This is a genomic window from Pseudomonas sp. BIGb0176 (assembly GCF_024810175.1).
GTDB lineage: Bacteria > Pseudomonadota > Gammaproteobacteria > Pseudomonadales > Pseudomonadaceae > Aquipseudomonas > Aquipseudomonas protegens.
Map to the genome: position 1 here is coordinate 2,306,898 of NZ_JANUEC010000001.1, position 25,193 is coordinate 2,332,090.

At 65.6% G+C, this 25,193-nt stretch carries 23 protein-coding genes and 2 pseudogenes; 11 read left to right on the top strand and 14 right to left on the bottom strand.

Annotated elements, in window-relative coordinates:
* The first annotated feature begins 34 nt into the window (after positions 1-34).
* From M2395_RS10065 to arsH, 4 genes are read left to right on the top strand one after another with little or no spacing between them, the layout of a single operon-like run.
* On the top strand, positions 35-382 hold the full coding sequence (locus M2395_RS10065) for a metalloregulator ArsR/SmtB family transcription factor (RefSeq protein WP_077933774.1): 348 nt from the start codon (positions 35-37) through the stop codon (positions 380-382).
* A 20-nt stretch (positions 383-402) separates the two neighbouring features.
* Positions 403-1,686 carry an arsenic transporter gene (locus M2395_RS10070; protein ID WP_123430366.1) on the top strand — a complete coding sequence of 428 codons (1,284 nt, stop codon included), beginning with the start codon at positions 403-405 and terminating at the stop codon, positions 1,684-1,686.
* Between the two features lie 28 nt (positions 1,687-1,714).
* The gene (locus M2395_RS10075; RefSeq protein WP_123430365.1) at positions 1,715-2,185 is read left to right on the top strand and encodes an arsenate reductase ArsC; all 471 of its coding nucleotides are present in this window, start codon (positions 1,715-1,717) and stop codon (positions 2,183-2,185) included.
* Positions 2,186-2,194: 9 nt separating this feature from the next.
* A complete protein-coding gene (gene arsH / locus M2395_RS10080; protein WP_041117166.1) occupies positions 2,195-2,893 on the top strand; it encodes an arsenical resistance protein ArsH in 699 nt (232 codons plus the stop codon).
* Positions 2,894-3,104: 211 nt separating this feature from the next.
* Here arsH and M2395_RS31790 read toward each other — a convergent pair whose 3' ends face one another.
* Both M2395_RS31790 and M2395_RS31795 read right to left on the bottom strand, forming a co-directional pair.
* Positions 3,105-3,968: a methyl-accepting chemotaxis protein gene (locus tag M2395_RS31790; protein WP_373940430.1), complete on the bottom strand. Its 864-nt coding sequence runs from the start codon at positions 3,966-3,968 to the stop codon at positions 3,105-3,107.
* Positions 3,960-4,730 (bottom strand): annotated as a pseudogene (locus tag M2395_RS31795) (MCP four helix bundle domain-containing protein); the annotation flags it as partial. The gene M2395_RS31790 and the pseudogene M2395_RS31795, both read right to left, overlap by 9 nt.
* Before the next feature lie 509 nt (positions 4,731-5,239).
* On the opposite strand from M2395_RS31795, the gene M2395_RS10090 reads away from it, so the two are divergent.
* On the top strand, positions 5,240-5,596 hold the full coding sequence (locus tag M2395_RS10090; protein ID WP_233447058.1) for a DUF6572 domain-containing protein: 357 nt from the start codon (positions 5,240-5,242) through the stop codon (positions 5,594-5,596).
* Between the two features lie 220 nt (positions 5,597-5,816).
* On the opposite strand, the gene M2395_RS10095 is transcribed toward M2395_RS10090, so the two are convergent.
* Positions 5,817-6,248: a hypothetical protein gene (locus tag M2395_RS10095; RefSeq protein ID WP_041752106.1), complete on the bottom strand. Its 432-nt coding sequence runs from the start codon at positions 6,246-6,248 to the stop codon at positions 5,817-5,819.
* A 266-nt stretch (positions 6,249-6,514) separates the two neighbouring features.
* On the opposite strand from M2395_RS10095, the gene M2395_RS10100 reads away from it, so the two are divergent.
* Positions 6,515-6,871 carry a DUF6572 domain-containing protein gene (locus M2395_RS10100; RefSeq protein ID WP_015634966.1) on the top strand — a complete coding sequence of 119 codons (357 nt, stop codon included), beginning with the start codon at positions 6,515-6,517 and terminating at the stop codon, positions 6,869-6,871.
* Positions 6,872-6,893: 22 nt separating this feature from the next.
* Here the strand turns inward: M2395_RS10100 and M2395_RS10105 are convergent, their stop codons facing one another.
* Positions 6,894-7,148 (bottom strand): hypothetical protein, encoded by a 255-nt coding sequence (locus M2395_RS10105; protein WP_077933764.1) that lies wholly within the window; start codon positions 7,146-7,148, stop codon positions 6,894-6,896.
* Between the two features lie 145 nt (positions 7,149-7,293).
* Entirely contained in the window at positions 7,294-8,178 is an 885-nt protein-coding gene (locus M2395_RS10110; RefSeq protein ID WP_077933763.1) for a LysR family transcriptional regulator, read from the bottom strand.
* 117 nt (positions 8,179-8,295) lie between these two features.
* Between M2395_RS10110 and M2395_RS10115 the strand changes: the two genes are divergently transcribed.
* Positions 8,296-9,675: a M20 family metallopeptidase gene (locus M2395_RS10115; RefSeq protein ID WP_123430362.1), complete on the top strand. Its 1,380-nt coding sequence runs from the start codon at positions 8,296-8,298 to the stop codon at positions 9,673-9,675.
* A 75-nt stretch (positions 9,676-9,750) separates the two neighbouring features.
* On the top strand, positions 9,751-11,037 hold the full coding sequence (locus tag M2395_RS10120) for an MFS transporter (protein WP_123430361.1): 1,287 nt from the start codon (positions 9,751-9,753) through the stop codon (positions 11,035-11,037).
* Positions 11,038-11,371: 334 nt separating this feature from the next.
* Here the strand turns inward: M2395_RS10120 and M2395_RS10125 are convergent, their stop codons facing one another.
* The 6 genes and pseudogenes from M2395_RS10125 to M2395_RS10150 all read right to left on the bottom strand — a co-directional run bounded on the left by M2395_RS10125 (position 11,372) and on the right by M2395_RS10150 (position 17,613).
* A complete protein-coding gene (locus M2395_RS10125) occupies positions 11,372-12,097 on the bottom strand; it encodes a hypothetical protein (protein WP_026020167.1) in 726 nt (241 codons plus the stop codon).
* Between the two features lie 142 nt (positions 12,098-12,239).
* The gene (locus M2395_RS10130) at positions 12,240-13,313 is read right to left on the bottom strand and encodes a 2,3-butanediol dehydrogenase (RefSeq protein WP_011060473.1); all 1,074 of its coding nucleotides are present in this window, start codon (positions 13,311-13,313) and stop codon (positions 12,240-12,242) included.
* An 88-nt stretch (positions 13,314-13,401) separates the two neighbouring features.
* Positions 13,402-14,514 carry an acetoin dehydrogenase dihydrolipoyllysine-residue acetyltransferase subunit gene (locus M2395_RS10135; RefSeq protein WP_077933760.1) on the bottom strand — a complete coding sequence of 371 codons (1,113 nt, stop codon included), beginning with the start codon at positions 14,512-14,514 and terminating at the stop codon, positions 13,402-13,404.
* Complete coding sequence (locus M2395_RS10140) at positions 14,514-15,527, bottom strand: alpha-ketoacid dehydrogenase subunit beta (protein WP_011060471.1); 1,014 nt, start codon at positions 15,525-15,527, stop codon at positions 14,514-14,516. The genes M2395_RS10135 and M2395_RS10140 overlap by 1 nt, the downstream gene beginning before the upstream one ends.
* A 30-nt stretch (positions 15,528-15,557) precedes the next feature.
* Positions 15,558-16,535 carry a thiamine pyrophosphate-dependent dehydrogenase E1 component subunit alpha gene (locus M2395_RS10145; protein WP_065363509.1) on the bottom strand — a complete coding sequence of 326 codons (978 nt, stop codon included), beginning with the start codon at positions 16,533-16,535 and terminating at the stop codon, positions 15,558-15,560.
* Positions 16,536-16,537: 2 nt separating this feature from the next.
* Positions 16,538-17,613, bottom strand: a pseudogene (locus M2395_RS10150) (ATP-NAD kinase family protein).
* Positions 17,614-17,968: 355 nt separating this feature from the next.
* Here M2395_RS10150 and M2395_RS10155 point away from each other — a divergent pair.
* Entirely contained in the window at positions 17,969-19,837 is a 1,869-nt protein-coding gene (locus tag M2395_RS10155; RefSeq protein WP_123430360.1) for a sigma-54-dependent Fis family transcriptional regulator, read from the top strand.
* A gap of 144 nt (positions 19,838-19,981) precedes the next feature.
* Here the strand turns inward: M2395_RS10155 and M2395_RS10160 are convergent, their stop codons facing one another.
* Entirely contained in the window at positions 19,982-20,998 is a 1,017-nt protein-coding gene (locus M2395_RS10160; protein ID WP_123430359.1) for an AraC family transcriptional regulator, read from the bottom strand.
* Positions 20,999-21,169: 171 nt separating this feature from the next.
* On the opposite strand from M2395_RS10160, the gene M2395_RS10165 reads away from it, so the two are divergent.
* Positions 21,170-22,021, top strand: coding sequence for a 3-hydroxybutyryl-CoA dehydrogenase (locus M2395_RS10165; RefSeq protein ID WP_123430358.1), 852 nt, complete (start codon positions 21,170-21,172; stop codon positions 22,019-22,021).
* Complete coding sequence (locus M2395_RS10170; RefSeq protein ID WP_011060465.1) at positions 22,014-22,610, top strand: TetR/AcrR family transcriptional regulator; 597 nt, start codon at positions 22,014-22,016, stop codon at positions 22,608-22,610. The genes M2395_RS10165 and M2395_RS10170 overlap by 8 nt, the downstream gene beginning before the upstream one ends.
* A gap of 3 nt (positions 22,611-22,613) precedes the next feature.
* On the opposite strand, the gene M2395_RS10175 is transcribed toward M2395_RS10170, so the two are convergent.
* Both M2395_RS10175 and M2395_RS10180 read right to left on the bottom strand, forming a co-directional pair.
* On the bottom strand, positions 22,614-23,249 hold the full coding sequence (locus M2395_RS10175) for a response regulator transcription factor (protein WP_011060464.1): 636 nt from the start codon (positions 23,247-23,249) through the stop codon (positions 22,614-22,616).
* On the bottom strand, positions 23,246-25,147 hold the full coding sequence (locus M2395_RS10180; protein WP_123430357.1) for a PAS domain S-box protein: 1,902 nt from the start codon (positions 25,145-25,147) through the stop codon (positions 23,246-23,248). Before M2395_RS10180 ends, M2395_RS10175 begins: the two co-directional genes overlap by 4 nt.
* Between the last annotated feature and the right edge of the window lie 46 nt (positions 25,148-25,193).

Here is a 25,193-nt window from a genome sequence, read left to right on the forward strand (position 1 = left end):
CGTATATTCGATTTTCCATATACAAGGAGCGAGCATGATCACGCCTCCCGAAGTCTTCAAAAGCCTGGCCGACGAAACCCGTGTGCGCGCCACCCTGCTGATCGCCGATCAGGGTGAGCTGTGTGTCTGCGAGCTGATGTGTGCACTCGACGACAGCCAGCCAAAAATCAGCCGCCACCTGGCGCAACTGCGCAGCAGTGGCTTGCTGCTCGACCGCCGCCAGGGCCAATGGGTGTATTACCGCCTCAACCCCGAGTTGCCGGGCTGGGTCCGGGAGATTCTGCAGGTGACGGCCAAGGCCAACGCCGCTTGGCTCAAGGACAACGCCGCGCGCCTGCAGAACATGGATGGCCGCCCCGTTCGCGAAGCCGCCTGCTGCTGACCCCTATCGAGTGAACCTGCATGTTTGTCGCTGTGGCTGTTTTTCTCTTCACCCTGATTCTCGTCATCTGGCAGCCCAAGGGCCTCGGCGTCGGTTGGAGCGCCACGCTCGGCGCAATGATCGCACTGGCGGTGGGCGCGGTATCGCTGCAGGACATTCCCACGGTGTGGGCCATTGTCTGGAACGCCACCGCGACTTTCATCGCGGTGATCATCATCAGTCTGCTGCTGGACGAGGCCGGGTTCTTCGAATGGGCCGCCCTGCATGTGGCGCGCTGGGCCAAGGGCAGCGGCCATCGGCTGTTCGCCTTCTGCGTGCTGCTGGGGGCGGCGGTGTCGGCGCTGTTCGCCAATGACGGCGCAGCGCTGATCCTCACGCCCATCGTCATGTCGATGCTGCTGGCGCTGCGTTTCAGCCCCGGGGCGACGCTGGCCTTCGTCATGGCCGCGGGCTTCATTGCCGACACCGCGAGCCTGCCGCTGGTGGTGTCCAACCTGGTGAATATCGTGTCCGCCGACTACTTCCGACTGGGGTTCGCCGAGTACGCGGCGGTGATGCTGCCGGTGAGCCTGGCCAGTGTCGCCATGACCTTGCTGGTGCTGTTCCTCTATTTCCGCAAGGACCTGCCGCACCGCTACGCCCTGGATGCGCTGCCGCAACCTTGCACGGCGATCCGTGACCGGGCCACCTTCAGGGTCGGGGGCTGGACCCTGCTGATGCTGCTGGTCGGGCTGTTCGCCCTGGAGCCCCTGGGTATTCCCATCAGCGCCGTGGCGGCGGCCTGTGCCGCGCTGTTGTTTACCGTCGCCGCCAAGGGCCACCGGATCTCCACGCGCCGGGTGCTGCGCGAGGCGCCGTGGCAGATCGTGGTGTTCTCGCTGGGCATGTACCTGGTGGTGTACGGCCTGAAGAATGCCGGCTTGACGGACCTGCTGGCCCAGGTGCTGAACCGCCTGGCCGAACAGGGGCTGTGGAGCGCCACCCTGGGCACGGGCCTGTTGTCGGCGCTGCTGTCCTCGGTGATGAACAACATGCCCAGCGTGCTGATCGGCGCGCTGTCGATACAGGCCAGCGAGGCACAGGGGCTGGTGCGCGAGGCGATGATCTACGCCAACGTCATCGGCTGCGACCTGGGCCCGAAAATCACCCCCATCGGCAGCCTCGCCACGTTGCTCTGGCTGCACGTGCTGGAGCGCAAGGGCCTGCGCATCACCTGGGGGTATTACTTCAAGGTCGGCGTGCTGCTGACCCTTCCGGTTCTGCTGGTCACCCTTTCGGCCCTGGCCCTGCGCCTGAGCCTCTGACAGCCGCCCAAAGCGGCAGGAGCCCCCCATGCGAGTCCTGTTCATGTGCACGGCCAACAGTTGCCGCAGCATTCTTTGCGAAGCCCTGTTCAACCATCTGGCGCCCGAGGGGTTTGCGGCGGTCAGCGCCGGTAGCTTCCCCAAGGGCCAGGTGCTGCCACGTAGCCTGTCGACCTTGCAGCAGGCCGGCATCGCCACCGACGGCCTGTACAGCAAGGGCAATGACGCCTTCGCCGACAACCCGCCGGATATTGTCATCACCGTCTGCGACAAGGCGGCCGGTGAAAGCTGCCCGGTGTATTTCGGTCCGGCGCTCAAGGCCCATTGGGGGCTGGCGGACCCGTCCGATGTGCGCGGTGAAGAGGCAGCGATCGACGCCGCGTTCCGCGCCACCCTGGCGCAGATCGAACAGCGCTGCGCAGCCTTCTTCGCACTGCCCTTCAACCACCTCAGCCGCGATCAGCTCAAGACCGAGCTCGATCGCATCGGCACGCTTTAAGGAGGACCCATGTCCGAGCACCTGCCCAACCTGGATTTGCGCCTGTTCGATGGCGCACCCACTTCGACGCCAGACGAGCACAAGCCGCGCATCCTGTTGCTCTACGGTTCCACCCGCGAGCGCTCCTTCAGCCGGCTGCTGGTCGAAGAGGCGGCGCGCCTGCTGGAGCATTTCGGTGCCCAGACGCGGATCTTCAACCCCTCCGGCTTGCCCTTGCCCGACGATGCCCCGGCGGACCATCCCAAGGTCCAGGAACTGCGGGAGCTGGTGCTGTGGTCGGAAGGCCAGGTCTGGTGTTCGCCAGAGCGCCACGGAGCGATGTCGGCAGTGTTCAAGGCGCAGATCGACTGGGTTCCGCTGGAGCTCGGCGCGGTGCGTCCGACCCAGGGCAAAACCCTGGCAGTGATGCAGGTCTGCGGCGGCTCCCAGTCGTTCAACGTGGTCAACCAGTTGCGCGTGCTCGGGCGCTGGATGCGCATGTTCACCATCCCCAACCAATCCTCGGTGCCCAAGGCCTACATGGAGTTCGACGACGCCGGGCGGATGAAGCCTTCGCCGTTCTACGACCGGGTGGTGGATGTGATGGAAGAGCTGGTGAAGTTCACCGTGCTGCTGCGCGACCGGCAGGCGTTTCTGGTGGACCGTTATTCCGAGCGCAAGGAAAGCGCCGAGCAATTGATGGCCCGGGTTAACCAGCGTTCAATATGAGGGGCGCAACAGCCTATTTGCAGCCTGCGCCTGCGCCGACAAAAGCCTGTGAACCCGGATTTCAAGAATGGGTTTGGGCAGGCACACGCTGGCTTGCAAAACACTCGCCGACGCCGCATTGATTCGCTGATTGCGCATCATCGTTGGCGAGCTTCGCTGGCAAGCTAGCTCCTACGGAGGAACCAGACCACCGTAGGGCAAAAAACCGCGCTCAAACCTTGAACCGCGCCACCAGCCGGTTCAACTCGATCGCCAGATTGGCCATCTCCCCGCAGGCGCTGGCCGTCTGGCTGGCCCCCGCCGAGCTCTGGATCGACAGCTCGCGAATGCTGGTCAGGTTCTGGTCCGCCTCGCGCGCCACCTGGGCCTGTTCTTCCGAGGCGGTGGCAATCAGCAGGTTGCGTTCGTTGATCTGGGTAATCGCCTGGGCGATCTGCTTGAGGGACAGGTCGGCGTTCTGCGCCACGGAGATCGAGCTGCTGGCCATCTCGGCGCTGACGTTCATGGCGCTCACCGCGTGGGTCGAGTCGGCCTGGATCGCGGTGATCATCTGTTCGATTTCCTGGGTCGACTGCTGGGTGCGGTGGGCCAGGGCCCGCACTTCATCGGCCACCACCGCAAAGCCGCGGCCCTGCTCGCCGGCCCGCGCCGCTTCGATGGCGGCGTTGAGGGCCAGCAGGTTGGTCTGTTCGGCAATGGCGCGAATCACTTCCACCACTTTGCTGATGTCCTGGGCGCGGCTGGACAGCGCTTTGACCTGCTCGCCAGTGGTGGCGACGTTGCCGGCCAGGCCTTCGATGGCCTTGAGGGTCTGGGCCACGTTCTCGATGCCGGAGCGGGTGAACTCCATGGACTCGCGGGACGACTGGGCGGCGGCTTCGGCGTTGCGGGCCACCTCGTCCACCGCGGCGCTCATTTCGGTCACTGCGGTGGCCGCCTGGCTGACTTCGTCGTTCTGACGCACCAGCCCGCGGCTGGCGTCTTCGGTCACCGCGGTCATTTCTTCCGAGGCCGAGGCCAGTTGGGTGGAGGAATCGGCGATGTGGGCGATGGTTTCCCGCAGGTTGGTCTGCATCTGCGCCAGGGCGGCCAGCAGGCGGCCGGCTTCATCGCGGCCACTGACGCCGATCTCCCGGGACAGGTCGCTGCCGGCAATACGTTCGGCCACGGCCAGGGCGTCGCTGATGGGCGCGGTGATGCTGCGGGTCAGCACCGCCGCCAACACCACGGTGAGCACCACCGTCACCCCCATCAACACCAGCACCAGCGTCAGGCCACTGCTGTAAACCGACGCAGCAGTGATCCCCGCCTGCCTGGCGCCCTCGTCGTTGAAGTCCGAGAGTTTGTCCATCTTCTCCTGCATGGCGTTGGTCATGGGGCTGATGCGGGTGTTGATCAGGGTGATGGCCGCGGCGTTGTCGCCACTGCGCAGCAGCGGCTCCAGCTCGTCCACCAGCTTGAAGTAGGCCTGCACATCGGTCGCTACAGCCTGGTACAGCTCACGCTCCGCCGGCCCGGTGATCAGCGGTTCGTACTGGTTGATGGTGTTCTGCAGGTTGGATCGATAACCGCTCAACGAGGCGATGCGGGTCTGGCGCTGCTGTTCGTCGGTGGTCACGGTGATGCGGATGCTTTCCAGACGCAGGCGCAAGACGCTGGTCTTCATCTTGCCGATCTCGCGGATGCTGGTCATCCAGTTGGTCTCGACATCCTGCTCCGCGTCTCGCAGCTTGCCCATTTGCAGCACGGCGACAATGCCCAGGGCGAACACCACCAGGACAATGAGCGAGAAAAAGGCGGCAGACCTTGGAGCAAGATTCATTGTCCTGACGTTCATTTTTTATCTCTCTAATAGAATGGTCGGTACTTCCCTGCTGTCATTCCACGCTATCGACTGAGTGTCAGAGAGCTGCAAACAAGCCGACGACCAGGTTAGCGGCCCACCCGGCACGGCAACGTCGATACTCACTCGGGTCAATCCAGGCCTGTCGGGACGCAGGCCCCACTCGGTCCTCCTGCGCCCATGTCCCCCTTGGCGCGTGAGCATCAGTTAAGTCGAATAACGCGGCCCGCGCCGTCTCGATTTTTCTGGGCAATGGCACCTGGAGCCCCGCATCTATCCACGGGGGGCCTAACAAGCCATAGCAGATGATGGCGTTTTGTCACTACCGTCGATCAGACCGCTATTGAAAAGAGCACGCCGCCGCTCGATCAGGTTGCGCCTGAACGGGGCAAGCCCACCCTGGCCTCGCCCACGGGCCGGAACCGCGACCACCGATTGCCCACTGAAGAAACCCATCGCTACGGACTATAATGCCGCCGCCCCCACGTTCTGAAGGATCAGCAATGTCCATCACCAATCCAAAAGTCATCGATATCTGGGCCATCCCCAAATCGGCGCCCGACAGCCTGCTGTTGATCATGGTCGACCCCCTCGAATGGGGTGACGAAGCGGCACACAGCGAACACCTGCTCCTGCTGCAAGAGAAGATCAACACCTACATCACCTTCATCGAAAGTGAAGAGATCTACAGCGAAATTCCCGATGCCTGCGGCAAGCACCTGATTATCCGGGTACTGGGTTTGCACGAACTGCCCGAGCAAGTCGATTGGTTTTTCAAACGCATTACCGAGATCCTCCATGAACGGAGCATCGGCTTCGATTTCGAGCTGAAAGTGAACCAAGAGGCTTCCAGCCTGTAGCTCGCCCCCTGCGCGCTCGCCGATTGAGCCGCGCGCAGGAACACCTTGTGCAGGCAGGATCAGCGCCCGATCAAGCGCAATGAAATCCACATGCTGCTCATGGAAAACGCGTCGAGCACTCCGCCCGCGTGACGGGGGGAGCCAGCAAAACGCATGGGGGCTTGGCTGTCGTCAGGCTGCCGGCCAGGGCACCGAGAGCGAGCCGGGCGCGAATGAACTTCTATTTGAACTCGAAATACTCTCTCATCATTTCAATTGGCTTCATCGGTTCCACATTCAAGAAACCCAACACCTCAAGAAACCACGAGAGGTTATCTCCCAACACGGAAATATCGTCCTCATCATTCGACAGCAGACAAATGGCCAGTCGTGCCTTCAATACCTCCCGGTCCTTGAACCCTCGTATTGCCCCTTGCTCATCGATTTTTGCCCACCAGAGTGCAGCCTGCGCCTTGCAGCGCTCAGCAGGAATTTCCCCGGCAACATAGGCTTTCGCCAGGCGCAGAGGATCCTGCTCGCAGTCGGAGAACTGGATATCCAGTTCCTCCAGAACCTTGATCAGGAATCCGAGCTGGTGTTTGAGCGCAGCAGAGCTTTGAGTGGCCCGAACAATGGAGCCGATATTGAATTTCTTGAAGTCATCCGGATTCATGCAGCAACCTTGAAACTGAGTAAAGGATCGCGACGATAGGGCCCGATCATCATCGGGAACGCGCACATCCTATGGCCAACTATCCATTACGCAACGGTTGTTGGAAAATCGCCGGGGCGGTTCTCGCCATCAGGGCCCGGCCCGGTCACTAGAACAGTTCCTGCATCGTGCGCTGCATGCCCATCCATGCTGCACGCGCAACAGCACCGCCACTAACCCCGGGGCACGTAATACAATCCCCGCCCCCGCCGCCTGAAGGATCAGCCATGTCCGTCACCAATCCCAAAGTCATCGATTTCTGGGGGATCTCCAAGGAGGCTCCCAACGACCTGCTACTGGTGATGACCGACCACCTCGAATGGGGCGACAAGGCGGAACAAGGCGAGCACTTGCTCGTGCTGCAAGAGAAAATCAACAGCTACATCGCCTTCATCGAAAGTGGCGAGATCTACACCGAGATCCCCGGCGCCTATGGCAAGTACCCGATCATCCGGGTCATTGGCTTGTATGAATTGCCCGCGCAGGCCGAGTACTTCATGGCCCGCGTCACCGAAACCCTGAATGATGTGGGCATTGGCTTTGAGTTCGAGCTCAGGGCCGACGAGAGGATTCGCAACATGTAGCCGGGCCGGGCACGGCGCTGCCTCAGGCAGGCTTGATCACAGCCCGGTTGAGGGCAATCACATCCACATGCTCTTGGTGCGAGAAGTGCTCGATCACGTCTTGCAGGTGCACATGCTCCAGGCCATTGGCCGCCATGTCGGCTGAAGCCTTGATCAGGAACTCACCCAGCACCCTGAGTGTGTCCGGCTCGGCGAGTATCGAGATCTCATCCAGTTGAACGCTCCTGTCGCTGCCCACAGCGGTGCCATGCACGGTAAATTTTTTCAGCGTTTTCAACGATTGAATGCCTCCATTCACAGGTAGTTTTTTGCATCGGAGCCACAGCCAAGGCTTGGTCGATAGCCGTATAGAAGAGGTTGATCGGCACCCGCCGTTAACCACGAGCGGCGCAAACAGCCTGCTCCACAGTCAGCCGCATCGCTCAGCCCTCTTTCTGCAACCGCACAATCAAGGTCTCGATAAAAAACGCCAGACTTTCCGGCAGCACCCGTTTGGGCATGGTCAGCACCTGAATGTCCCGATCGCCCAAGCGCGGGTTGGACAGCGGCACCGACACCAGCCCATCCATCCCCTGCCCTTCACCACTGATGGCGCTGGCAAAGGCCACCGTATCCGACTGGCGCACAAACTCATGCAGGGCCCCGGAGAAGTTGCAAGTCATCACCTGTTCAAAGCTCAGGCCATCCATCTGGCACACCAGGTCCAGCAGTTGCCGCTGGGTGGTGCCCTTGGGCGTCAAGGCCACGGGAAATGCCTGTACCTGCTCCAACGACAGCACCCCAGCGTTGGCCAGTGGATGCCCCGCACGCATCAGGGCGCGAATCGGCGAGCGGATCGAATAGCACACATTCACCCCCTCCACCGGCTCGGTGCTGAAGGTCAGCCCCACGTCCGCCTCGCCCCGGCGAATGCGCTGCACGCACTCGTGGGGCGAGATCACGTCCAGGCGGTACTCGGCTCCGGGCCGCAGGCGGTAATGCTCCAGCAGCACCCGGGGCAGGAAATACCGCGACAGGCCCTCGGTGGATACCAGGCGGATCACCTTGGCCCCCGGGTAACCCTCGCCCCGCAGTTCGGCGAGGATGTTCTCCTGTTCCAGCCAGGTGCGCCGGGCGTGTTCGGCCAGGGCTTCGCCAGCGGCGGTGAGTTGCATGCCCCGCGGGCGCCGCTCGAACAGCGCCACGCCAACGCTCTCTTCCAGCAGGGCGATCTGCCGGCTCACCGCGCTGGGGGCGATGTGCAAACGCTCCCCCGCCGCGGCCAGGGAGCCAGCATCGATCACCGCCAGAAAATACCGATAGTCCATCTGCATCCCCTTGCCAGGCATCCAATTTTTAGAATCATGCCTTCAAAAAACAGCAATATACAGATGCCTTTGCCAACTCCACCATGGGCCCGTTCCCCTTGCCCGACCGGAGTTGCAATGACCAAGCAAGCTGCCCTCGCCGGCGTTCGCCAGTACCTGGACGCCGGCCATTTTGAACAGGACCTGCGACGCCGGGTGGCGTTTCGCAGTGACAGCCAGGACCCGGCCCATGCCGATGAACTGCCGCGCTACCTGCTGGAGGAAATCCAGCCGCTGCTGCAGCGCCTGGGCTTCGACTGCCACATGTTGGCCAACCCCGAGGCCGGTGGGCCGTTCCTGATTGCCACGCGCCTGGAAGACCCGGCCCTGCACACGGTGCTCAGCTACGGCCACGGCGATGTGGTGCCGGGTTACGCCGAGCAGTGGCGCGCGGGCCTGAATCCCTGGCAACTGACCCTGGAGGGCGAACGCTGGTACGGCCGTGGCACCGCCGACAACAAGGGCCAGCACAGCATCAACCTGACCGCCCTGGAGCAAGTGCTAAAGGCCCGCGACGGGCGCCTGGGCTTCAACCTCAAGCTGCTGTTCGAGATGGGTGAGGAAGCCGGTTCCCCGGGGCTGCGCCAGCTGTGCCAGGAGCAGCGCGAACTGTTGCGGGCCGATGTGTTCATCGCCTCCGACGGCCCACGGCTGAATCAGGCCCGGCCGACGCTGTTCCTCGGCTCCCGCGGCTCGGCGCAGTTCCGCCTGGAGGTCAACACCCGGGACAAGGGCCTGCACTCGGGCAACTGGGGCGGGGTGATGAGCAACCCCGGCGTGGTACTGGCCAACGCCCTGGCCAGCCTGGTGGACCAGAACGGCCGCATCCGCTGCCGCGAACTGCTGCCGGCGAACATTCCCGACAACGTGCGCGCCGCCATCGCCGACCTGGAGATCCAGCGCGAGTCCCTGGGCCGCCCTCTGGACGAACACTGGGGCGAACCGGGGCTGACCCTGGGCGAGCGCCTGTTCGCCTGGAACACCCTGGAAATCCTCGCCTTCAGCACAGGCAACCCGCAAAAGCCGGTGAACGCGATTCCGCCCCGGGCCGTGGCCTTCTGCCAATTGCGCTTTGTCCTCGGCACGCCCTGGCAGCAGCTGGAAAGCCTGCTGCGGGCGCACCTGGACCTCGAAGGTTTCAGCCAGGTGGAGATCGTCATGGAGCGCTGCTCCCCGGCCACCCGCCTGGACCCGGACCACCCCTGGGTCAGGTTCGCCAAGACCTCGATTGCAGGTAGCAGTGCGCAGCGCCTGGCGCTGTTGCCGAACCTGGCGGGCACCCTGCCCAACGACATCTTCGCCGACGTGCTGGGGCTGCCGACCCTGTGGATTCCCCACTCCTACCCCGGCTGCTCGCAGCACGCCCCGGACGAACACCTGCTGCTGCCGGTGATTCGTGAAGGCCTGGAGATCATGACGGCCCTGTTTTGGGACCTGGGGGACCTGCCCCGGACCTGAGGCCATCGCTTACCCCGCCCGGCCCTGGCCGGGCACCTGTCGCTCAAAATCCAACAATAAGCAGGAGCGTCCTGTATGACAGCGTTAGCCACCACCTCGACCGCGACCCGGGTCGAACCCAAGGCCCTGTGGAAACCCATAGGCGCCGCCCTGATCGGCAACACCCTGGAGTGGTTCGACCTGTCGATCTACGCCTACTTCGCCCTGACCATCAGCCAGGTGTTCTTTCCCACCGCGGACCCGACCTTCTCCCTGCTGCTGGCCTTCGCCACCTTCGGCATCTCGTTCCTGATCCGCCCCCTGGGCGCGGCGGTACTGGGCTCCTACGCCGACCGCCGGGGCCGCAAGAAAGCCCTGACCCTGTCGATCCTGATCATGCTGACGGGCACCCTGCTGATCGCCATCATGCCCAGCTACGCCACCCTGGGCCTCGCCGCGCCGATCGGCATCCTCCTGGCCCGACTGCTGCAAGGCTTCTCCGCCGGCGGCGAGTTCGGCACCTCCACCGCCTTCATGCTGGAACACGCGCCGCCGCGCACCCGGCACTTTGTCGCCAGCCTGCAATTCGCCAGCCAGGGCTTTGGCGTGGTCATCGCCTCGACCTTCGGCTACTTCCTGACCAAGCACCTCGATGCCCAGCAAATGCTCGACTGGGGCTGGCGCGTGCCGTTCTTCTTCGGCCTGCTGCTGGGCCCGGTGGGCCTGTACATCCGCCGTACGGTGGACGAGTCGCCGGACTTCAAGGCCAGCGAACCGGGGGAACGCCCTTTGCGCGAAGTGCTGGTGACCCAGAAGACCCTGTTGCTGATCGCCATGGGCACCCTGGTGGTGTCGACCGCCTCGAACTACATGATCCAGTACATGCCGTCCTACGCCGCCACCCGCCTGAACATCGCCCAGTCCTCGGGCTTTTTGGCGACCCTTACCGGCGGCCTGATCCTGACCATCATCACGCCCATCGTCGGCTACCTGTCCGGCCATATCGGTCGCCTGAAAATCATGCTGGCAGCGGCGGTGGTCTATGCCGTGGCGATCCTGCCGGCGTTCTTCTGGCTCAACAGCCGCCCCAGTGCCAGTTCGCTGCTGCTGGTGGTGGCGCTGATGGCCCTGATCAAGGCGGTGTACTTCGCCCCGCTGCCGTCGCTGATGGCGGACATCTTCCCGGTGCGCACCCGGGTCACCGGCATGTCCCTGAGCTACAACCTGGGGGTCACGATCTTCGGCGGTTTTGCACCGGTGATTGCTACCGGATTGATTGCCCTGACCGGCTCACAACTGGCACCGAGTTTCTACCTGATGCTGGCGGCGGCGTTGAGCGTCGTAGCCCTGGTGATGGCCCGCAAGAAACTCGGCATGACCTGAAATGCGACCGTTTTTTGCGCGGGGCAAAAGCGCCGCGTAGGAGCCGGCTTGCCGGCGAAGAGGCCCGCGAGACATGCAGCGCCTGGACGGGCGCCTTCGCTGGCAAGCCAGCTCCTACAGCAGGCAGATAGTCCGTGCAGTTCCCCGTAGGAGCCGGCTTGCCGGCGAAAAGGCCCGCGAGACATGCAGCGTCTGGACGGGCGCCTTCGCTGGCAAGCCAGCTCCTACAGCAGGCAGATAGTCCGTGCAGTTCCCTGTAGGAGCCGGCTTGCCGGCGAAAAGGCCCTTGGGCCTTGCAGCGTCTGGACGGGCACCTTCGCTGGCAAGCCAGCTCCTACTGCACCGGCAAGAAATTCATCAGCAGCAGGCTCTGCGCGTAATTGAACCCCACCCGCCGATAGCGCTCATCCAGAATCTGCGTCAGCAAATCCAGGCGCGCGACGATCTTGCCGAACTCCACGGCAAAACTCAGGTTGCTGCCCTCCTCGGAAATCTCGTTGGAGAACAGCAACAGCACCCCATTGGCATCCTGGCGCTGGCTCAGCAGCCAGGTGGCCTTCTCGATATTGCGCGCGGCGTTGCTGATGAACTGCGGGTCGATGGTATCGGTCATGTAGAACTCGGTGCGCCCGCCATGGGCGGTCACCAGCATGCTGCCAATGGCATAGATGAACGCCCCCACCCGATCGCCCTGGAACTCCGGGCTCAGGGAATAGCTCAGGGCCGCCAGGTCGCGACGATCCCCCAGGGCCGGCAGCGGCTGGCGCTTTTCGATGGCATTGCGGATCTCGCGCTGGGCCGTGGTGCCATCGGGGAAACCCGACTTGCGCCACTGGCTGGGGTTGCGCAGGTAGAGCTTGCCCATCAGCAGGTACAGGCTCTGCAGGTTGTCGCGCATGCCGATGGTGGCCATGCGATCGACGCTGGTCTGGAAGAATTCGTCAGGCTTGCCTTCACGAAACTGTTTGGCAAAATCGCGCCCTTGCTGTTGGGTACAGGCCGTGGCGCCAAGCATCAGCAGCGCCACCAGGAACAGGCGCTGAAAGCGGGTTTGCATCATGCAAGAAGAGGGAGCGTAGGCCATCGGCACCGGGTCGGAATTCACGGGCTGCGGCGGGGATCGGCGCGGCCAGGCCAGGTGATAGAACGCAAAACTGTAAAAAAGTGCGATGGCCGCGGCCGGCCATCGCCAAATCGCTCGTTTACGAGCGTCGCAACTGACCGGGGGACACGATGATCTTGACGTTGTGCTCCTTGTTGTTGACCAGTTCCTCGAAGCCCTGGCCGACAATCTCTTCCAGCTGGATGCGCCCGGTCACCAGGGGCGAAATATCCAGCCGGCCATCGGCGATAAAGGCGATCACATCGGCGAACTCACCGTTGTAGGCCAGGGCCCCCAGCACCGTTTTCTCGGTGGCCACCAGCTCGAAGAAGTTGAACTCGCTGGGCTCTTCGAATATCCCCACCAGCACGCACTTGCCGGCCTTGCGGATCAGGTCGATGGCCAGCTTGGCGGTGTGCTTGTTGCCTATGCACTCAAAGCTGACATCGGCCCCCAGCCCGCCGGTCAGGCGCTTGACCTCGGCCAGGGCGTCGCACTCCTTGGGGTCGAGCACGTGGGTCGCGCCCACCTCCAGGGCCTTGGCCTTGCGCGCGCCGGACATTTCCAGGGCGATCACCTGGGCCGCGCCGGCGGCCTTGGCGCACATGATGGTGCACAGGCCGATGGTGCCGGCGCCGACCACCACCACGTTCTGCCCCAACAAACTGCCGGCTTTTTTCACCGCGTGCATGCCCACCGCCAGCGGCTCGATCAGCGCTCCGGCCTCGGCGGGAAAGTTGGCCGGCAAGGCGTACAGCAGGTTGGCCGGCACGTTGACCAATTCGGCGAAGGCGCCGTTGTTCATCAGCCCGGTAAAGGCCAGGTTTTCGCAGATGTTGTACAGGCCGTGGGTGCAGTAGTAGCAGGTGCCGCAGTGCTGGCAGGCGTCGGCGGCCACCGGCTGGCCAACGCTGAAACCCTGGACCCCTTCGCCCAGGGCGACGATTTCGCCGCAGAACTCGTGGCCGAGGATGCACTGGCCCTTGATCCCGGTCAGCGGGTGCGGTGCGTCCACCGGAATGAACACCGGCCCGGCCACGTATTCGTGCAGGTCGGAGCCGCAGATGCCGCACCAATCGACGCGGATCTGCACCCAGCCGGCAGGCGGCGCGTCGGGCAGCGGTACGTCTTCGACGCGGATATCGTGGCGGCCGTGCCAGACCGCGGCACGCATGCTGGGAACAGGCTTGAGGGAAACACTCATCTTGGCTTCTCCTTATTCTTGTAGAGCTGCGACGGCCCCCTGGCCGCCGCAGAACACCTCAGTGCTGCTGGATAAAGTCGAGGATCAGGCGGTTGACCTGCTCCGCCGCTTCCATCTGCAGCATGTGCCCCTGCCCCGGCAGCACCTCGATCTGCGCCTTGAGATCGGCGCTGTGGCTCACCGGAATGATCCGGTCGTCGCTGCCCCAGATCACCAGCACCGGCTGCGGGCCGTCCTGCACCACCGGGCGCAGGTCGGCCTGCTGGCGGCCGTCGGCAAACAGGTTGCCGGCCAACTGCCCGAGGGCCGCTTGCACCCCTTCCAGGCGCTTGTACTTGAGCATGTCGTCGAGCATCTGCCGGTTCACCAGCTCGGCGTTGGAGAACAACTGCACCAGCTGCGGCTTGAGCGCATTGCGGTTGCTGGCCTCGACAAAACCTTGCAGGTAGTCGCCGTTGATCTCGCGGCCCAGCCCGGCGCTGCCGATCAGGGTCAGGGAACGCACGCGGTCCGGCGCCAGCCGCGCGGTGTTGAGGGACACCGCGCCGCCCATGGAGTGGCCCACCAGATGGGCCACGGGAATCTCCAGGTGATCCAGCAGCGCCAGCAGCACTTCGCTCAATTCATCCAGGTCGCCCCGTTGCAGGGCCTTGGTCGATTCGCCGTGGCCCGGCAGGTCGAGGGCGATCACCCGGCGCCCGGCGGCCAGGGCTTCGTGGTTGAACAGCCAGTTGTTGAGGTCGCCGCCAAAGCCGTGCACCAGCAGCAGCGGCGTACCGCCTTCACCGCGCTCGAAATAGCGGATCAGGCGGCCGCCCAGTTCGACCTTCTGCGGGGCCGGGCCGCTGTCTTCATCGGCGCTGTCGCCGGGCACGAAGCTGGCCTGGAACTGCTCGATCACCGCGTCGATCTCGGCGTCACTGGCCTCGCCTTCGACCACGATGCCCAGCAGCGCGCCCACCGCCAGGGTCTCGTCCTGGCGGGCGATCTGCCGACGCAGGATGCCGGAGAACGGCGCCTCGACGCTGCTGGAGATCTTGTCGGTCTCCACGTCCAGCACTTCATCGCCCTTGCTGATGCTCTGGCCTTCTTCCTTGAGCCAGGCATCGACCCGGCCCTCGGTCATCGACAGGCCCCACTTGGGCATGGTCAGGGTATGGATCTGGCTCATCAGCGGCTCCACTCGATCACGGTGAGCACGGCTTTCTCGATCTTCGCCGCGTCGGGGATGTACAGGTCTTCCAGGGCGTCGGAGAACGGCACTGGGGTGTGGGGCGCGGTGACCATTTCGATCGGCGCCTTGAGGGAGGCGAAGGCTTTCTGCGCCACCAGGGCCGAGATGTCGGTGGCCATGGAGCAGCGCGGGTTGGCTTCGTCGATCACCACCAGGCGCCCGGTCTTCTCCACGCTTTCCAGGATGCTGTCTTCATCCAGCGGGCTGGTGGTGCGCAGGTCGATCACCTCGCAGTCGATACCGCGCCCGGCCAAGCTGCGGGCCGCGTCCAGGGCGGTATTCACCGTGCGCCCGTAGGACACCAGGGTCACGTCCTTGCCGTCGCGCAGGAAGTTGGCCTCGCCGAAGGGAATCGCGTAGGACTCCTCCGGCACTTCGCCCTGCAGGCTGTAGAGCAGCTTGTGCTCGCAGAAGATCACCGGGTCGTTGTCGCGGATGGCCTGGATCAGCAGGCCCTTGGCGTCGTAGGGCGACGAGGGGCAGACCACTTTCAGCCCGGGGATGTGGGTCCACAGCGAGGTGAGCATTTGCGAGTGCTGGGCCGCGGCGCGCAGGCCGGCGCCGACCATGGTGCGGATCACCAGCGGGGTCTGGGCCTTGCCGCCGAACATGTAGCGAAACTTCGCCGCCTGATTGAGGATCTGGTCCAGGCAGCAGCCGGCGAAGTCGACGAACATCAGCTCGCACACCGGGCGCACGCCACGGGTGGCGGCGCCGACCGCAGCGCCGACGTAGCCGATCTCCGACAGCGGGGTGTCCAGCACCCGCCCGGGGAATTGATGGTAGAGGCCCTTGGTCACCCCGAGCACGCCGCCCCAGGCGTCGTTGTCGCCGGGGGCGCCGGCGCCGCCCGCCACGTCTTCACCCATGATGAACACGCTGGGGTCGCGCCGCATTTCCTGGGCCAGGGCTTCGTTGATGGCCTGCTGGTAACTGATTTTTCTCGCCATGATGGTGGTCTCTTGTTGTTCTGTGGGGCGTTATGGATAAGCGACGTAGACGTCGCTGAGCAGGTCGGCGGGGCTCGGTTTGGGGTCGGACTTGGCCTTGCGCACCGCGTCTTCGATCAGCGCTTCCACGTCGGCATCGATCTGGTCCAGCTGGCTGGCCTGCACCAGGCCCGAACGGGTGGTGCGCTCGCGGAACTGCATCAGGCAGTCGTTGTGCTCGCGGTAATGCTTGACCTCATCCGGCGCGCGGTAGGTCTGGGCGTCGCCCTCGAAGTGGCCGTAGTAGCGGGTCAGCTTGACCTCGATCAGCGACGGCCCCTCCCCGGCCCGGGCCCGCTCCACGGCGGCGCCGGCAGCTTCGTGCACGGCGAAGAAATCAAAGCCGTCCACCGTCACCCCGGGCATGCCGAAGCCGGCGGCGCGGTCGGCGATGTGGTCGCAGGCCACCGACCAGTTGGAGGCCGTGGCCTCGGCGTAGCCGTTGTTCTCGGCGATGAACAGGCACGGCAGGTTCCACACCGAGGCCATGTTCATGGCCTCGAACACCGCGCCTTCGTTGGAGCCGCCGTCGCCGAAGAACACCACCGACACGCCGTCGGTGCCTTGCAGCCGGGCGGCCAGGGCCGCGCCCACCACCAGCGGCGCCCCGGCGCCGACGATGCCGTTGGCGCCGAGCATGCCCTTCTCGAAATCGGCGATGTGCATGGAGCCGCCCTTGCCCTGGCAGACCCCGGTCTTCTTGCCGTAGATCTCCGCCATCATCCCGAAGACGTCCACGCCCTTGGCGATGCAATGGCCGTGGCCCCGGTGGTTGGAGGCGATGCAGTCATCGTCCCGCAGGTGGGCCATGACCCCGGCGGCCGAGGCTTCCTCACCGGCATAGAGGTGGACAAAACCGGGGATCTCGCCGGTGGCGAATTCCACGTGCAGGCGTTCTTCGAATGCGCGGATGGTGCGCATCACCCGGTAGGCGTGGAGCAACTGATCAGTGGTCAGGGGTGTCGACATTTTTATTCTCCAGGGTGTCTTCGGACTGAAGGTTCACGGGGTGTTGCCGGTGATGGCGGTCGATGGCCAGCAGGCGCTGGCGCGCCGCGTGTTCCAGGACCGCGTTGACGTCGATGCTCAGCGGGCCGCCGGCATCCAGGGTGACCGTGGGCCGGTCGTGGGGGTTGAATTCGATCTCGCGCTCGCCGTCCAGGGCCAGGGTGCCGGCGCTCAGGCACAGGGCTTGGGGCACATCGGCTGGCAGGTAACCGGCCTCCAGCACCCCGCAGCCTTGCAACAAGCCCGGGGCCAGGGGCACCAGCAGCGCTTCTGGGGACTGCGGGTCCAGGCGCATCCAGGCGCCGTGGGCTTCCTGGCGAGTCACCGGCAACCACAGCCCGCAGAGCGCGGAAATGCCAATGGACTGGGGTTCGGCGAAGGTCACGAACACCTCGACCAGATCACTGGCGCGGCTGATGGCCCGGGCACCGACAAAGGCCAGGGGCGACACCGCCACATCCACCAGGGCCACTTCGCACAGGCCCCGGGACGGCTCGCGCACCAGCAGCCGCTTGTTGCGCCGCAGGGCGATCTCGGCGGGCACCCGGCCGCTGGCGTAGAGCCCACCGGCCAGCCCGGCGCTGGTGGCTTCGCGCAGTTCCGGAAAGGCGTTGTTGGTGCCGGTGGACAGGGTCAGCAGCGGAATATCGCCGACCTCGGCAGCCACCGCCTTGTGGGTGCCATCGCCACCGAGCACGGCGATCAGCGACACCCCGCGCTCGGCCATCCAGCGTGCGGCCTGGCGGGTGTCCTCGACGCTCTGGCGCAGGGTCAGGTCGAGAAACTCCAGGGCCGGCCAGTGCTGCTCCCGGGCCTGGCGGCTGCGGCTGTTTTTCTGCACCGCGGCGGCGATGCCGGTCATGTCAGTGGGCATCAGCACCTGGGTGATGCCGGTGGCGCCAAAGGCCGCCAGCAGACGCTGGATCACCGAGACCTTGTCGGTGCTGGAGAACAACCCGGCATTGGCGGTGAGGCGGCGCACATCACGGCCCGAAGCCGGGTTGGCGATGATGCCGACAGTGAGGGGGCGGCGGCTCATGGGCTCACCGCGGGCGGAGCACAGGCAGGAGAAAACATCGGGCACCTCGTTCTTATTCTTCGATGGGCCAGTCGGCGCGGGTTGCCAAGGGCTGGTTGCCAAGAGCCAGAGCAAGGTCGGTGCCAGTTATGGAAAAACCGCTGCAAAGGCCCGTGGCAGAGCGGCTGTTGCACTCGCCTGCAGGTGTCGGGAAGCCCTGCGCCTGAGACGTTGCATGTCAGGCTGCACGGGGCCTTGGCGAGACCCTGAGACGTTGCGTCTCAGCGCCCCCACGGCGCCGCCCGGTGCTTGTCGGGAGCCGCGGATCGGCGCTTAATGCGCCCACAACGATAAGAAGCTGCAACCGGAGGCCTTCATGCTTTCCGCACATTCAAAAGCCCATGTGGACTGCGTCAGCCGGGTCCTGAAAAACGCCGATCACCTGCCCCAGGCGCCGGTGCCGAGCCTGATCCTCGATTCCTGGCGCCGCTCCATGGAGCAGCACCAACTGGACCCCGGCTCGCTGCAGGGGCCGCGCATCCTGTCCGAAAACGTGCTCAAGGAATGCCGCGAGCGTTCCGAGCTGTTCCTGCGCATCGCCAGCGAAGAAGTGGCCCGCCTGCATGGCCGGGTGCGCGACGCCGACTACTGCGTGCTGCTCACCGACGCCCAGGGCCAGACCATCGACTACCGGGTGGAATCCACCCTGCGCAACGACTGCCGCAAGGCCGGGCTGTACCTGGGCACCTGCTGGTCGGAGGGTGAAGAAGGCACCTGCGGCGTGGCGGCGGTGCTCACCGCGCGCACGCCGATCACCGTGCACAAGCGCGACCATTTTCGCGCCGCGTTCATCGGCCTGACCTGTTCCGCCGCCCCGGTGTTCGACCCCCAGGGCGAGTTGCTGGGGGTGCTGGACGTGTCGGCGGTGCGTTCCCCGGACGACCGCCGTTCCCAGCACCTGATCCGGCAGATGGTGGTGCAGAGCGCGCGGGAGATCGAACAGGCATTCTTCATGAACAGCGCCCAGGGCTACTGGGTGCTGCGGGCCCATGCCAGCCCGGGCTATGTCGACAGCCAACCGGACTACCTGCTGGCCTGGGACGACGACGGTTGCCTGCGGGCGCTGAACCCGGCGGCGCGTCATTACCTGTTACAACGCTTTGGGCGGCTGCCGCAGCACATCGCCCAGGTGTTCGACCCGCAGCTGTTGCAGCGCGCCCGGGACGAGGCCCTGTGCCCGCTGTCTGCCGAGCTGCATGGCCGCTTGCAGGCGCCGCGCCGACCCCAGAGTCGCCCGCGCCTGAGCCTGGCCGGCGAACCGCTGGACCCACGGGTGGAACAGAGCCTGCGCCTGGCAGTGCGGGTCAAGGACCGGCATTTGCCGGTGCTGATCCAGGGCGAGACCGGTTCCGGCAAAGAAGTCTTCGCCCGCCAGCTGCACCAGGCCAGCCAGCGTCGGGACCGGCCCTTCGTCGCGGTGAACTGCGCGGCGATTCCCGAGAACCTGATCGAGAGCGAACTGTTCGGCTACGTCGCCGGGGCCTTTACCGGGGCCTCGAACAAGGGCATGCAGGGGCTGCTGCAACAGGCCGATGGCGGCACCCTGTTCCTCGATGAAATCGGCGACATGCCCCTGGCCTTGCAGACCCGCCTGCTGCGGGTGCTGGCCGAGGGTGAAGTGGCACCTCTGGGGGCCGCGCAACGCAAGGCGGTGGATATTCAGGTGATCTGCGCCACCCACCGCGACCTGGAAGCGCTGGTGGCCGAGGGCAGCTTTCGCGAGGACCTGTATTTCCGCCTGGGGGGCGCGCGCTTTCAGTTGCCACCGCTGCGCGAGCGCAGCGACCGGCTGGCGCTGATCACCCGGATTGTCGAAGAGGAATCCAAGCGCTGCGGTGCGCCGGTGCAACTGGGCAATGCGGCGCTGGAATGCCTGCTGGGCTACCGCTGGCCGGGCAACGTGCGGCAATTGCGCCATGTGCTGCGCTACGCCTGCGCGGTGTGCGAAGGACCGCTGATCCAACTGCATGACTTGCCCGAACAACTGCGCGGCGCCGAGGCCGAAGGCGCCCTGCCCGCCCTGGAAACCGCCACCAGCCCCGAGCGCCAGGCCCTGCTGGACGCCCTGGTGCGCCACCGCTGGAAACCCGTGGCGGCAGCCAAGGCCCTGGGCATTTCCCGCGCCACCCTGTACCGCCGCGTGCAGCAGCACGGCATCCAGATGCCCGGCCGCAGCCCGGCCTAACCCACACCGACCGTAGGCGCCGGCTTGCCGGCGAATGGGCCCTCGGATCAGGCGGTGATCTTGCGGGCGCCTTCGCTGGCAAGCCAGCTCCTACAACGGACTGCGTGACGGGACGAAATCCGTAGGAGCCGGGATGTCGTGGAATCAGGCGGGGGCTGGCTGGAAACGGGCGCGGTAGCGCCCGGGGCTTTCGCCGGTCCATTTCTTGAACGCGCGGTGGAAGGCGCTGGGCTCCTGGAAGCCGGTGAGTTCGGCAATCTCGCTGATGCTGGCCGCCGAGCGGCGTAGCAGCTCGACGGCGACACCGCGGCGTACTTCGTCCTTGATCTCCTGGTACGAGCCGCCCTCGCGCTCCAGGCGCCGGCGCAGGGTGCTGGCGCTCATCTGCACTTCGCGGGCGAAGGCTTCCAGGGTCGGCCACTGGCTGTAGTGGCTGCCCCGCAGGCGCTGGTGCACCTGGGTGGTCAGCCCGTGCTGGTTGCGAAAGCGGATCACCAGCCACTGCGGCGCGCTGCGCAGGAACACCTTGAGCGAGGCCAGGTCCTGGACCACCGGCAGGCGCAGGAAGCGGCTGGCGAATTCGATCTCGGTGCGCCCGGCGTTCCAGCTCAGGTTGCTGCCCCACAGCAGCGCATCGTCGCTGAGGCTCAGGCGCGAGTGGCGAAAATCGGCGCGGTCGATGGGAATCCGTCGCCCGCCGAGCCAGCACAACAGGCTGATGATCAGCACCAGCAGGGTTTCCTCGGCGTAGTGGCTGCGCAGCGGGTCGGCGCAGCGGCTGTCCAGGCTGATCACCGCACGCTTGCCCCGCAGGCTGAGGCTGGCGCCGACGTCCCGCAGGAACAGGCCGAAGTTGTTCAGGCACTGGCGCAGGGCCTTTTCCAGGTTGGGCTCCTGGATCAGCCCGCGGCAGATCAGGGCAAAGGCCCCCGGCGGCATGCCCCGGGAGTCGAGCTGGAAGAATTCGTCCTGCAACTCGCGGATCTGGATCAGCCACAGCGCGGCAAAGGCACTGCCGGGCACCCGTGCCCGGGGCTGGTCGAGCAACGCCGGGTCGATGCCGGCCTCGCGCAGCACGGCCGCCAGCCGCGCCGGCTGCTGGCGCAGGGCGTGGGTCATCACCCGGACAAAGTAGACCGCGACCGAATCCGATTCACGCATGTAGAGGCTGTGCTCCCGTAGCTGGACCTATGGCAAAAAACGCCAGCACGCTTGACCGCTTTCGGCATAGGCCGGCCACCGCGCCGGGCTCTAGACTCGCGCTGGATAACGCGCTGTGCAAGGCAAACGCGCCATGCTCCGCGAAGGCAATGAACAAAGGAAGAGCTGAAGATGAATCTTGCGAATATCGGGGTGATCGGCGCCGGCACCATGGGCAACGGCATCGCCCAGGTCTGCGCCCAGGCGGGCTTTGACGTGACCCTGCTGGACATCGCCCAGGGCGCCCTGGAAAAGGCCCTGGCCACCATCGGCAAGAACCTCGACCGCCAGGTGAGCAAGGGCACCCTCGGCGAAGACGACAAGCTCGCCGCCCTGGGCCGGATCCGCATCAACACCGACTACGGCGTGCTCAAGGATGCGCAACTGGTGATCGAAGCCGCCACCGAGAACCTCGACCTCAAGCTCAAGGTGCTGCAGCAGATCGCCGCCCAGGTCAGCGCCGAGTGCGTGATCGCCTCCAACACCTCGTCGCTGTCGATCACCCAACTGGCCGCCAGCGTCAGCGCGCCCGAGCGGTTCATCGGCCTGCACTTCTTCAACCCGGTGCCGGTGATGGGCCTGATCGAAGTGATCCGCGGCCTGCAGACCAGCGACGCGACCCACGCCCTGGCCATGAATATGGCCCAGCGCCTGGGCAAGACCGCGATCACCGCCGGCAACCGCCCGGGTTTTGTGGTCAACCGCATCCTGGTGCCGATGATCAACGAGGCGATCCTGGTGTTCCAGGAAGGCCTGGCCAGCGCCGAGGACATAGACGCCGGCATGCGCCTGGGCTGCAACCAGCCGATCGGCCCGCTGGCCCTGGCCGACCTGATCGGCCTGGACACCCTGCTGGCGATCCTTGAAGCCTTCTACGACGGCTTCAACGACAGCAAGTACCGCCCCGCGCCGCTGCTCAAGGAAATGGTTGCCGCCGGCTACCTGGGGCGCAAGACCGGTCGGGGTTTCCATCACTATGGCTGAGCGTTGCTCACGCTTTGCCGAAAGCCGCGACAAGGCCCTGGAGCTGTTCGCCAGCAAGGGCTTCGGCCAGGTCGGCATGCGTGAGCTGGCGAGCCATCTGGGGCTGACCCCGGGCTCGCTGTACCACCATTACCCGAGCAAGCAGCACCTGTTGCTGGACCTGATCGAGGAGTTCTTCGATGAGCTGCACAGCACCCTCAAGCGCCTGCAACGGCGCAAGTTGCAGGGCGACTGCCTGCCGGCGCTGATCCGCGCCCACCTGAAGCTGCACCGGGAATTGCCGCGGCATTTCCGCCTGGTGGAGCGCGACAGCGGCTGCCTCAATCCCGACCAGCAACTGCGGGTCGGGCAATTGCGCGAACGCTACGAACAACAGCTGGTGCAGTTGCTGGGCACCCCGACCGGCCTTGGCCCACAGGCGCAGCGCGCCGCGGCCCATGCTTTGGCCAACCTGCTCAACAGCGCCCCCAGCTGGTTCAGCGAGCAACCCCTGGCCGAGCGGGAACGCGAAGCCCTGTTGGAAAACCTGCTGAGCGGCGCCATCGAGCGGCTGCTGGGCGGCGTGCCCGTGCGCAGCGCGGTGGCCTGAACCTCAGCGCAGGTGCAGCGGGTCTACCAGCCCGGCGGCAATGGCCATGCCCACCAATTCCGGCAGGTGTTCGGCCTGCATGCGTTTCATCACCCGTGAGCGATACAGGTCGATGGTCTTGATGCTGACCCCCAGTTGCTCGGCAATTTCCCGGTTGGTGTAGCCCTGCACCAGCGGCAGCAACACGTCTTTCTCCCGTGGCGTCAGGCTTTCCAGCAGCGCCTGCACCCGGGCCTGCCCGGCACTCTGGTTCTGATGGTTGTCGGCGCGGCTCAGGGCCTGCTGCACACTGTCCAGCAACAGCTGTTCGTTGTAGGGCTTTTCAATGAAATCCACCGCCCCGGCCTTGAACGCGCGGACCACGATGGGCACGTCGGCGTGGCCGCTGACAAAGATCAGCGGCAGGCGGATATCGCGCTGGCGCAGCTCTTCCTGGACGTTCAGCCCGCCCATGCCGGGCATGCGCACATCCAGCAGCACGCAGGCATTGAGGCTCGGGTCGCAGTGTTCGAGAAACTCGCGGCCACTGGTGAAGGGCAGCGCCTTGAGCCCCACCGACTCCAGGAGCCAGACGGTGGAGTCGAGCATGCCCGGGTCGTCGTCGACCACATACACCAGTTGCTGCGCCACACTCGTCATTGCCTTGCTCCTGTCGTTGCGGGGGAAGTTGCCTGGGACGTTGCCGAGGGGTCGGCCGGGGCACTGGCCGGCAGCCGGCAGCACATGCGCAGGCCGACGGCCTGTGGCTGGGCCTGCAAGTCGCCGCCAAAGCCCTCGACGATGCTGCGGCTCATGGACAGCCCGAGCCCCAGGCCATTGGCCTTGCTGGTGTAGAACGGGGTGAACAGCTGCGGCAGTTGCTCGGCGCAGACACCGGGGCCCTGGTCGCTGACGCTGATCTGCACCCCGCCTTCGGCCGTCGCCTCGGCGGCCAGCACAATGTGCGAGCCCTGCTGCCCATGCACTTCGCGGTTGGCCTCGATGGCGTTGCGCAGCAGGTTCAGCAGCACCTGCTCCAGCAGCACCCGGTCGGCGTACACCGGCGGCAGATTATCCGCCAGCTGCAAGTCGATCGTCACCTGGCTGGCCTGGGCTTCCCAGGCACACAGGCGCACGGTTTCCCGGGCCACTTCGGCGATGTCCAGGGCCTGCACCCGGCGCCCGCCCTTGCGCAAAAAGGCCCGCAGGCGCTTGATCACTTCGGCGGCGTGGGTCGCCTGCTCGGCAATCCGTTCCAGGCCCTGGGCCACCTTGCGGGCGGCCTCGGGCTGGGTGCCCAGGGCCTGCAAGTAGCGCTGGCTGGCATTGGCGTAGTTGACCACTGCGGCCAGCGGCTGGTTGATCTCGTGGGCGATACCCGAGGCCAGTTCGCCCAGGGTCACCAGGCGCGCGGTGTGGGCCAGTTCGTCCTGGTGATGGCGCTGCTGGGCTTCGCGCAGTTCGCGCTCGCTCTGGTCGTGGGCCACCAGGGAATAGAAACGCTCGCCACTGGCCGCGCGGTGGGCCAGGAGCATCAGCGAGACCGGCACCGAGGCGCCGCCGGCCGGCGGTTGCAGGCGCGCCTCGATGTTCCAGCGGCCGCTGTGTTCAGCGCGGTCCCAGCCTTCGCGTTGCAGGCTGTCGAGTACCGCAGCGCTGAGGATGGCCGCCAGTGGCGGCATTGCCTGCCCGTCGCCGAGCCCCAGGGTGCGCCGCGCCGCCGGGTTGAGGTAGGTCACCGCGCCGCCGGGCTGGATGAACAGCACCGGGTCGGGGTTGGCCTCTACCACTTCCGCCAGGCGCCGCTTGTTCTCTTCGGCCTGGACCCGGGCGGTGATGTCCCGGGACACCGCCACCACTTCCACCACGGTGCCGGTGTAGGTGTCGCGAATACCGCGGCAGGCGGTTTCGAACCACAGGTAGTGGCCGTCGCGATGGCGGATGCGGTAGGTCATGGTGTGGTAGCCGTCCTGCTCCAGGGCATCGCGGGTGCGCTGCATCAGCCCGGCCAGGTCCTGGCTGTGGAACAGGCTGCGGGCCAGGCGTCCGCGCAGTTGCTCGGGCCAGTAGCCGAGCAGGGTCCAGGAGGCCGGTGAGGCGTCGAGGAAGCTGCCGTCCGGGGTGTGCCGGGAAATCAGGTCAGTGGTGTTTTCGGTGATCAGGCGGTACAGGCGCCGGGCCTTGGCCGACTCGCGCTCGGCCCGGACCTGGGCCGTGGCTTCCTGGCAGCGCGCCAGTACCCGCTGGCGATGCGGATCGGGGATAAAGCTCCAGAGCAGGATGCGCTCGCCCCACTGGGCTTCCACCTGCTCGATGGCCCGCTGCTGTTCCAGGCAGGCCCGCACCAGGGCCGGGTGGTTGACCGGCAGCAGGGCCGCGAGATCGCCAGTGGCAGCATCGTCCAGCCACTGGCGCAGTGCCGGGTTGAGGTCCAGCGGCTGCGCCTGGGCGTCCAGCAGCAGGCTGGGTTGCGGGTCGTGGCCGAGCCAGGGCGAGTCCGGCAACTGGCCTTCACGCTGCAGGCGCAGCCAGTGACGCAGGTGGGTAGAGTCGGGCATGGTCGATCAGTCTCGCGGCCGGAAGGGTAGGTTCTTTTTATAGTAC

What these genes read in the sequence shown, in the direction of transcription:
- M2395_RS10065 (WP_077933774.1), top strand. Translation starts at nt 35, where the DNA reads ATGATCACGCCTCCCGAAGTCTTCAAAAGCCTGGCCGACGAAACCCGT.
- M2395_RS10070 (WP_123430366.1), top strand. Translation starts at nt 403, where the DNA reads ATGTTTGTCGCTGTGGCTGTTTTTCTCTTCACCCTGATTCTCGTCATC.
- M2395_RS10075 (WP_123430365.1), top strand. Translation starts at nt 1,715, where the DNA reads ATGCGAGTCCTGTTCATGTGCACGGCCAACAGTTGCCGCAGCATTCTT.
- arsH (WP_041117166.1), top strand. Translation starts at nt 2,195, where the DNA reads ATGTCCGAGCACCTGCCCAACCTGGATTTGCGCCTGTTCGATGGCGCA.
- M2395_RS31790 (WP_373940430.1), bottom strand. Translation starts at nt 3,968, where the DNA reads ATGCAGACCAACCTGCGGGAAACCATCGCCCACATCGCCGATTCCTCC.
- M2395_RS10090 (WP_233447058.1), top strand. Translation starts at nt 5,240, where the DNA reads ATGTCCATCACCAATCCAAAAGTCATCGATATCTGGGCCATCCCCAAA.
- M2395_RS10095 (WP_041752106.1), bottom strand. Translation starts at nt 6,248, where the DNA reads ATGAATCCGGATGACTTCAAGAAATTCAATATCGGCTCCATTGTTCGG.
- M2395_RS10100 (WP_015634966.1), top strand. Translation starts at nt 6,515, where the DNA reads ATGTCCGTCACCAATCCCAAAGTCATCGATTTCTGGGGGATCTCCAAG.
- M2395_RS10110 (WP_077933763.1), bottom strand. Translation starts at nt 8,178, where the DNA reads ATGGACTATCGGTATTTTCTGGCGGTGATCGATGCTGGCTCCCTGGCC.
- M2395_RS10115 (WP_123430362.1), top strand. Translation starts at nt 8,296, where the DNA reads ATGACCAAGCAAGCTGCCCTCGCCGGCGTTCGCCAGTACCTGGACGCC.
- M2395_RS10120 (WP_123430361.1), top strand. Translation starts at nt 9,751, where the DNA reads ATGACAGCGTTAGCCACCACCTCGACCGCGACCCGGGTCGAACCCAAG.
- M2395_RS10125 (WP_026020167.1), bottom strand. Translation starts at nt 12,097, where the DNA reads ATGATGCAAACCCGCTTTCAGCGCCTGTTCCTGGTGGCGCTGCTGATG.
- M2395_RS10130 (WP_011060473.1), bottom strand. Translation starts at nt 13,313, where the DNA reads ATGCGTGCCGCGGTCTGGCACGGCCGCCACGATATCCGCGTCGAAGAC.
- M2395_RS10135 (WP_077933760.1), bottom strand. Translation starts at nt 14,514, where the DNA reads ATGAGCCAGATCCATACCCTGACCATGCCCAAGTGGGGCCTGTCGATG.
- M2395_RS10140 (WP_011060471.1), bottom strand. Translation starts at nt 15,527, where the DNA reads ATGGCGAGAAAAATCAGTTACCAGCAGGCCATCAACGAAGCCCTGGCC.
- M2395_RS10145 (WP_065363509.1), bottom strand. Translation starts at nt 16,535, where the DNA reads ATGTCGACACCCCTGACCACTGATCAGTTGCTCCACGCCTACCGGGTG.
- M2395_RS10155 (WP_123430360.1), top strand. Translation starts at nt 17,969, where the DNA reads ATGCTTTCCGCACATTCAAAAGCCCATGTGGACTGCGTCAGCCGGGTC.
- M2395_RS10160 (WP_123430359.1), bottom strand. Translation starts at nt 20,998, where the DNA reads ATGCGTGAATCGGATTCGGTCGCGGTCTACTTTGTCCGGGTGATGACC.
- M2395_RS10165 (WP_123430358.1), top strand. Translation starts at nt 21,170, where the DNA reads ATGAATCTTGCGAATATCGGGGTGATCGGCGCCGGCACCATGGGCAAC.
- M2395_RS10170 (WP_011060465.1), top strand. Translation starts at nt 22,014, where the DNA reads ATGGCTGAGCGTTGCTCACGCTTTGCCGAAAGCCGCGACAAGGCCCTG.
- M2395_RS10175 (WP_011060464.1), bottom strand. Translation starts at nt 23,249, where the DNA reads ATGACGAGTGTGGCGCAGCAACTGGTGTATGTGGTCGACGACGACCCG.
- M2395_RS10180 (WP_123430357.1), bottom strand. Translation starts at nt 25,147, where the DNA reads ATGCCCGACTCTACCCACCTGCGTCACTGGCTGCGCCTGCAGCGTGAA.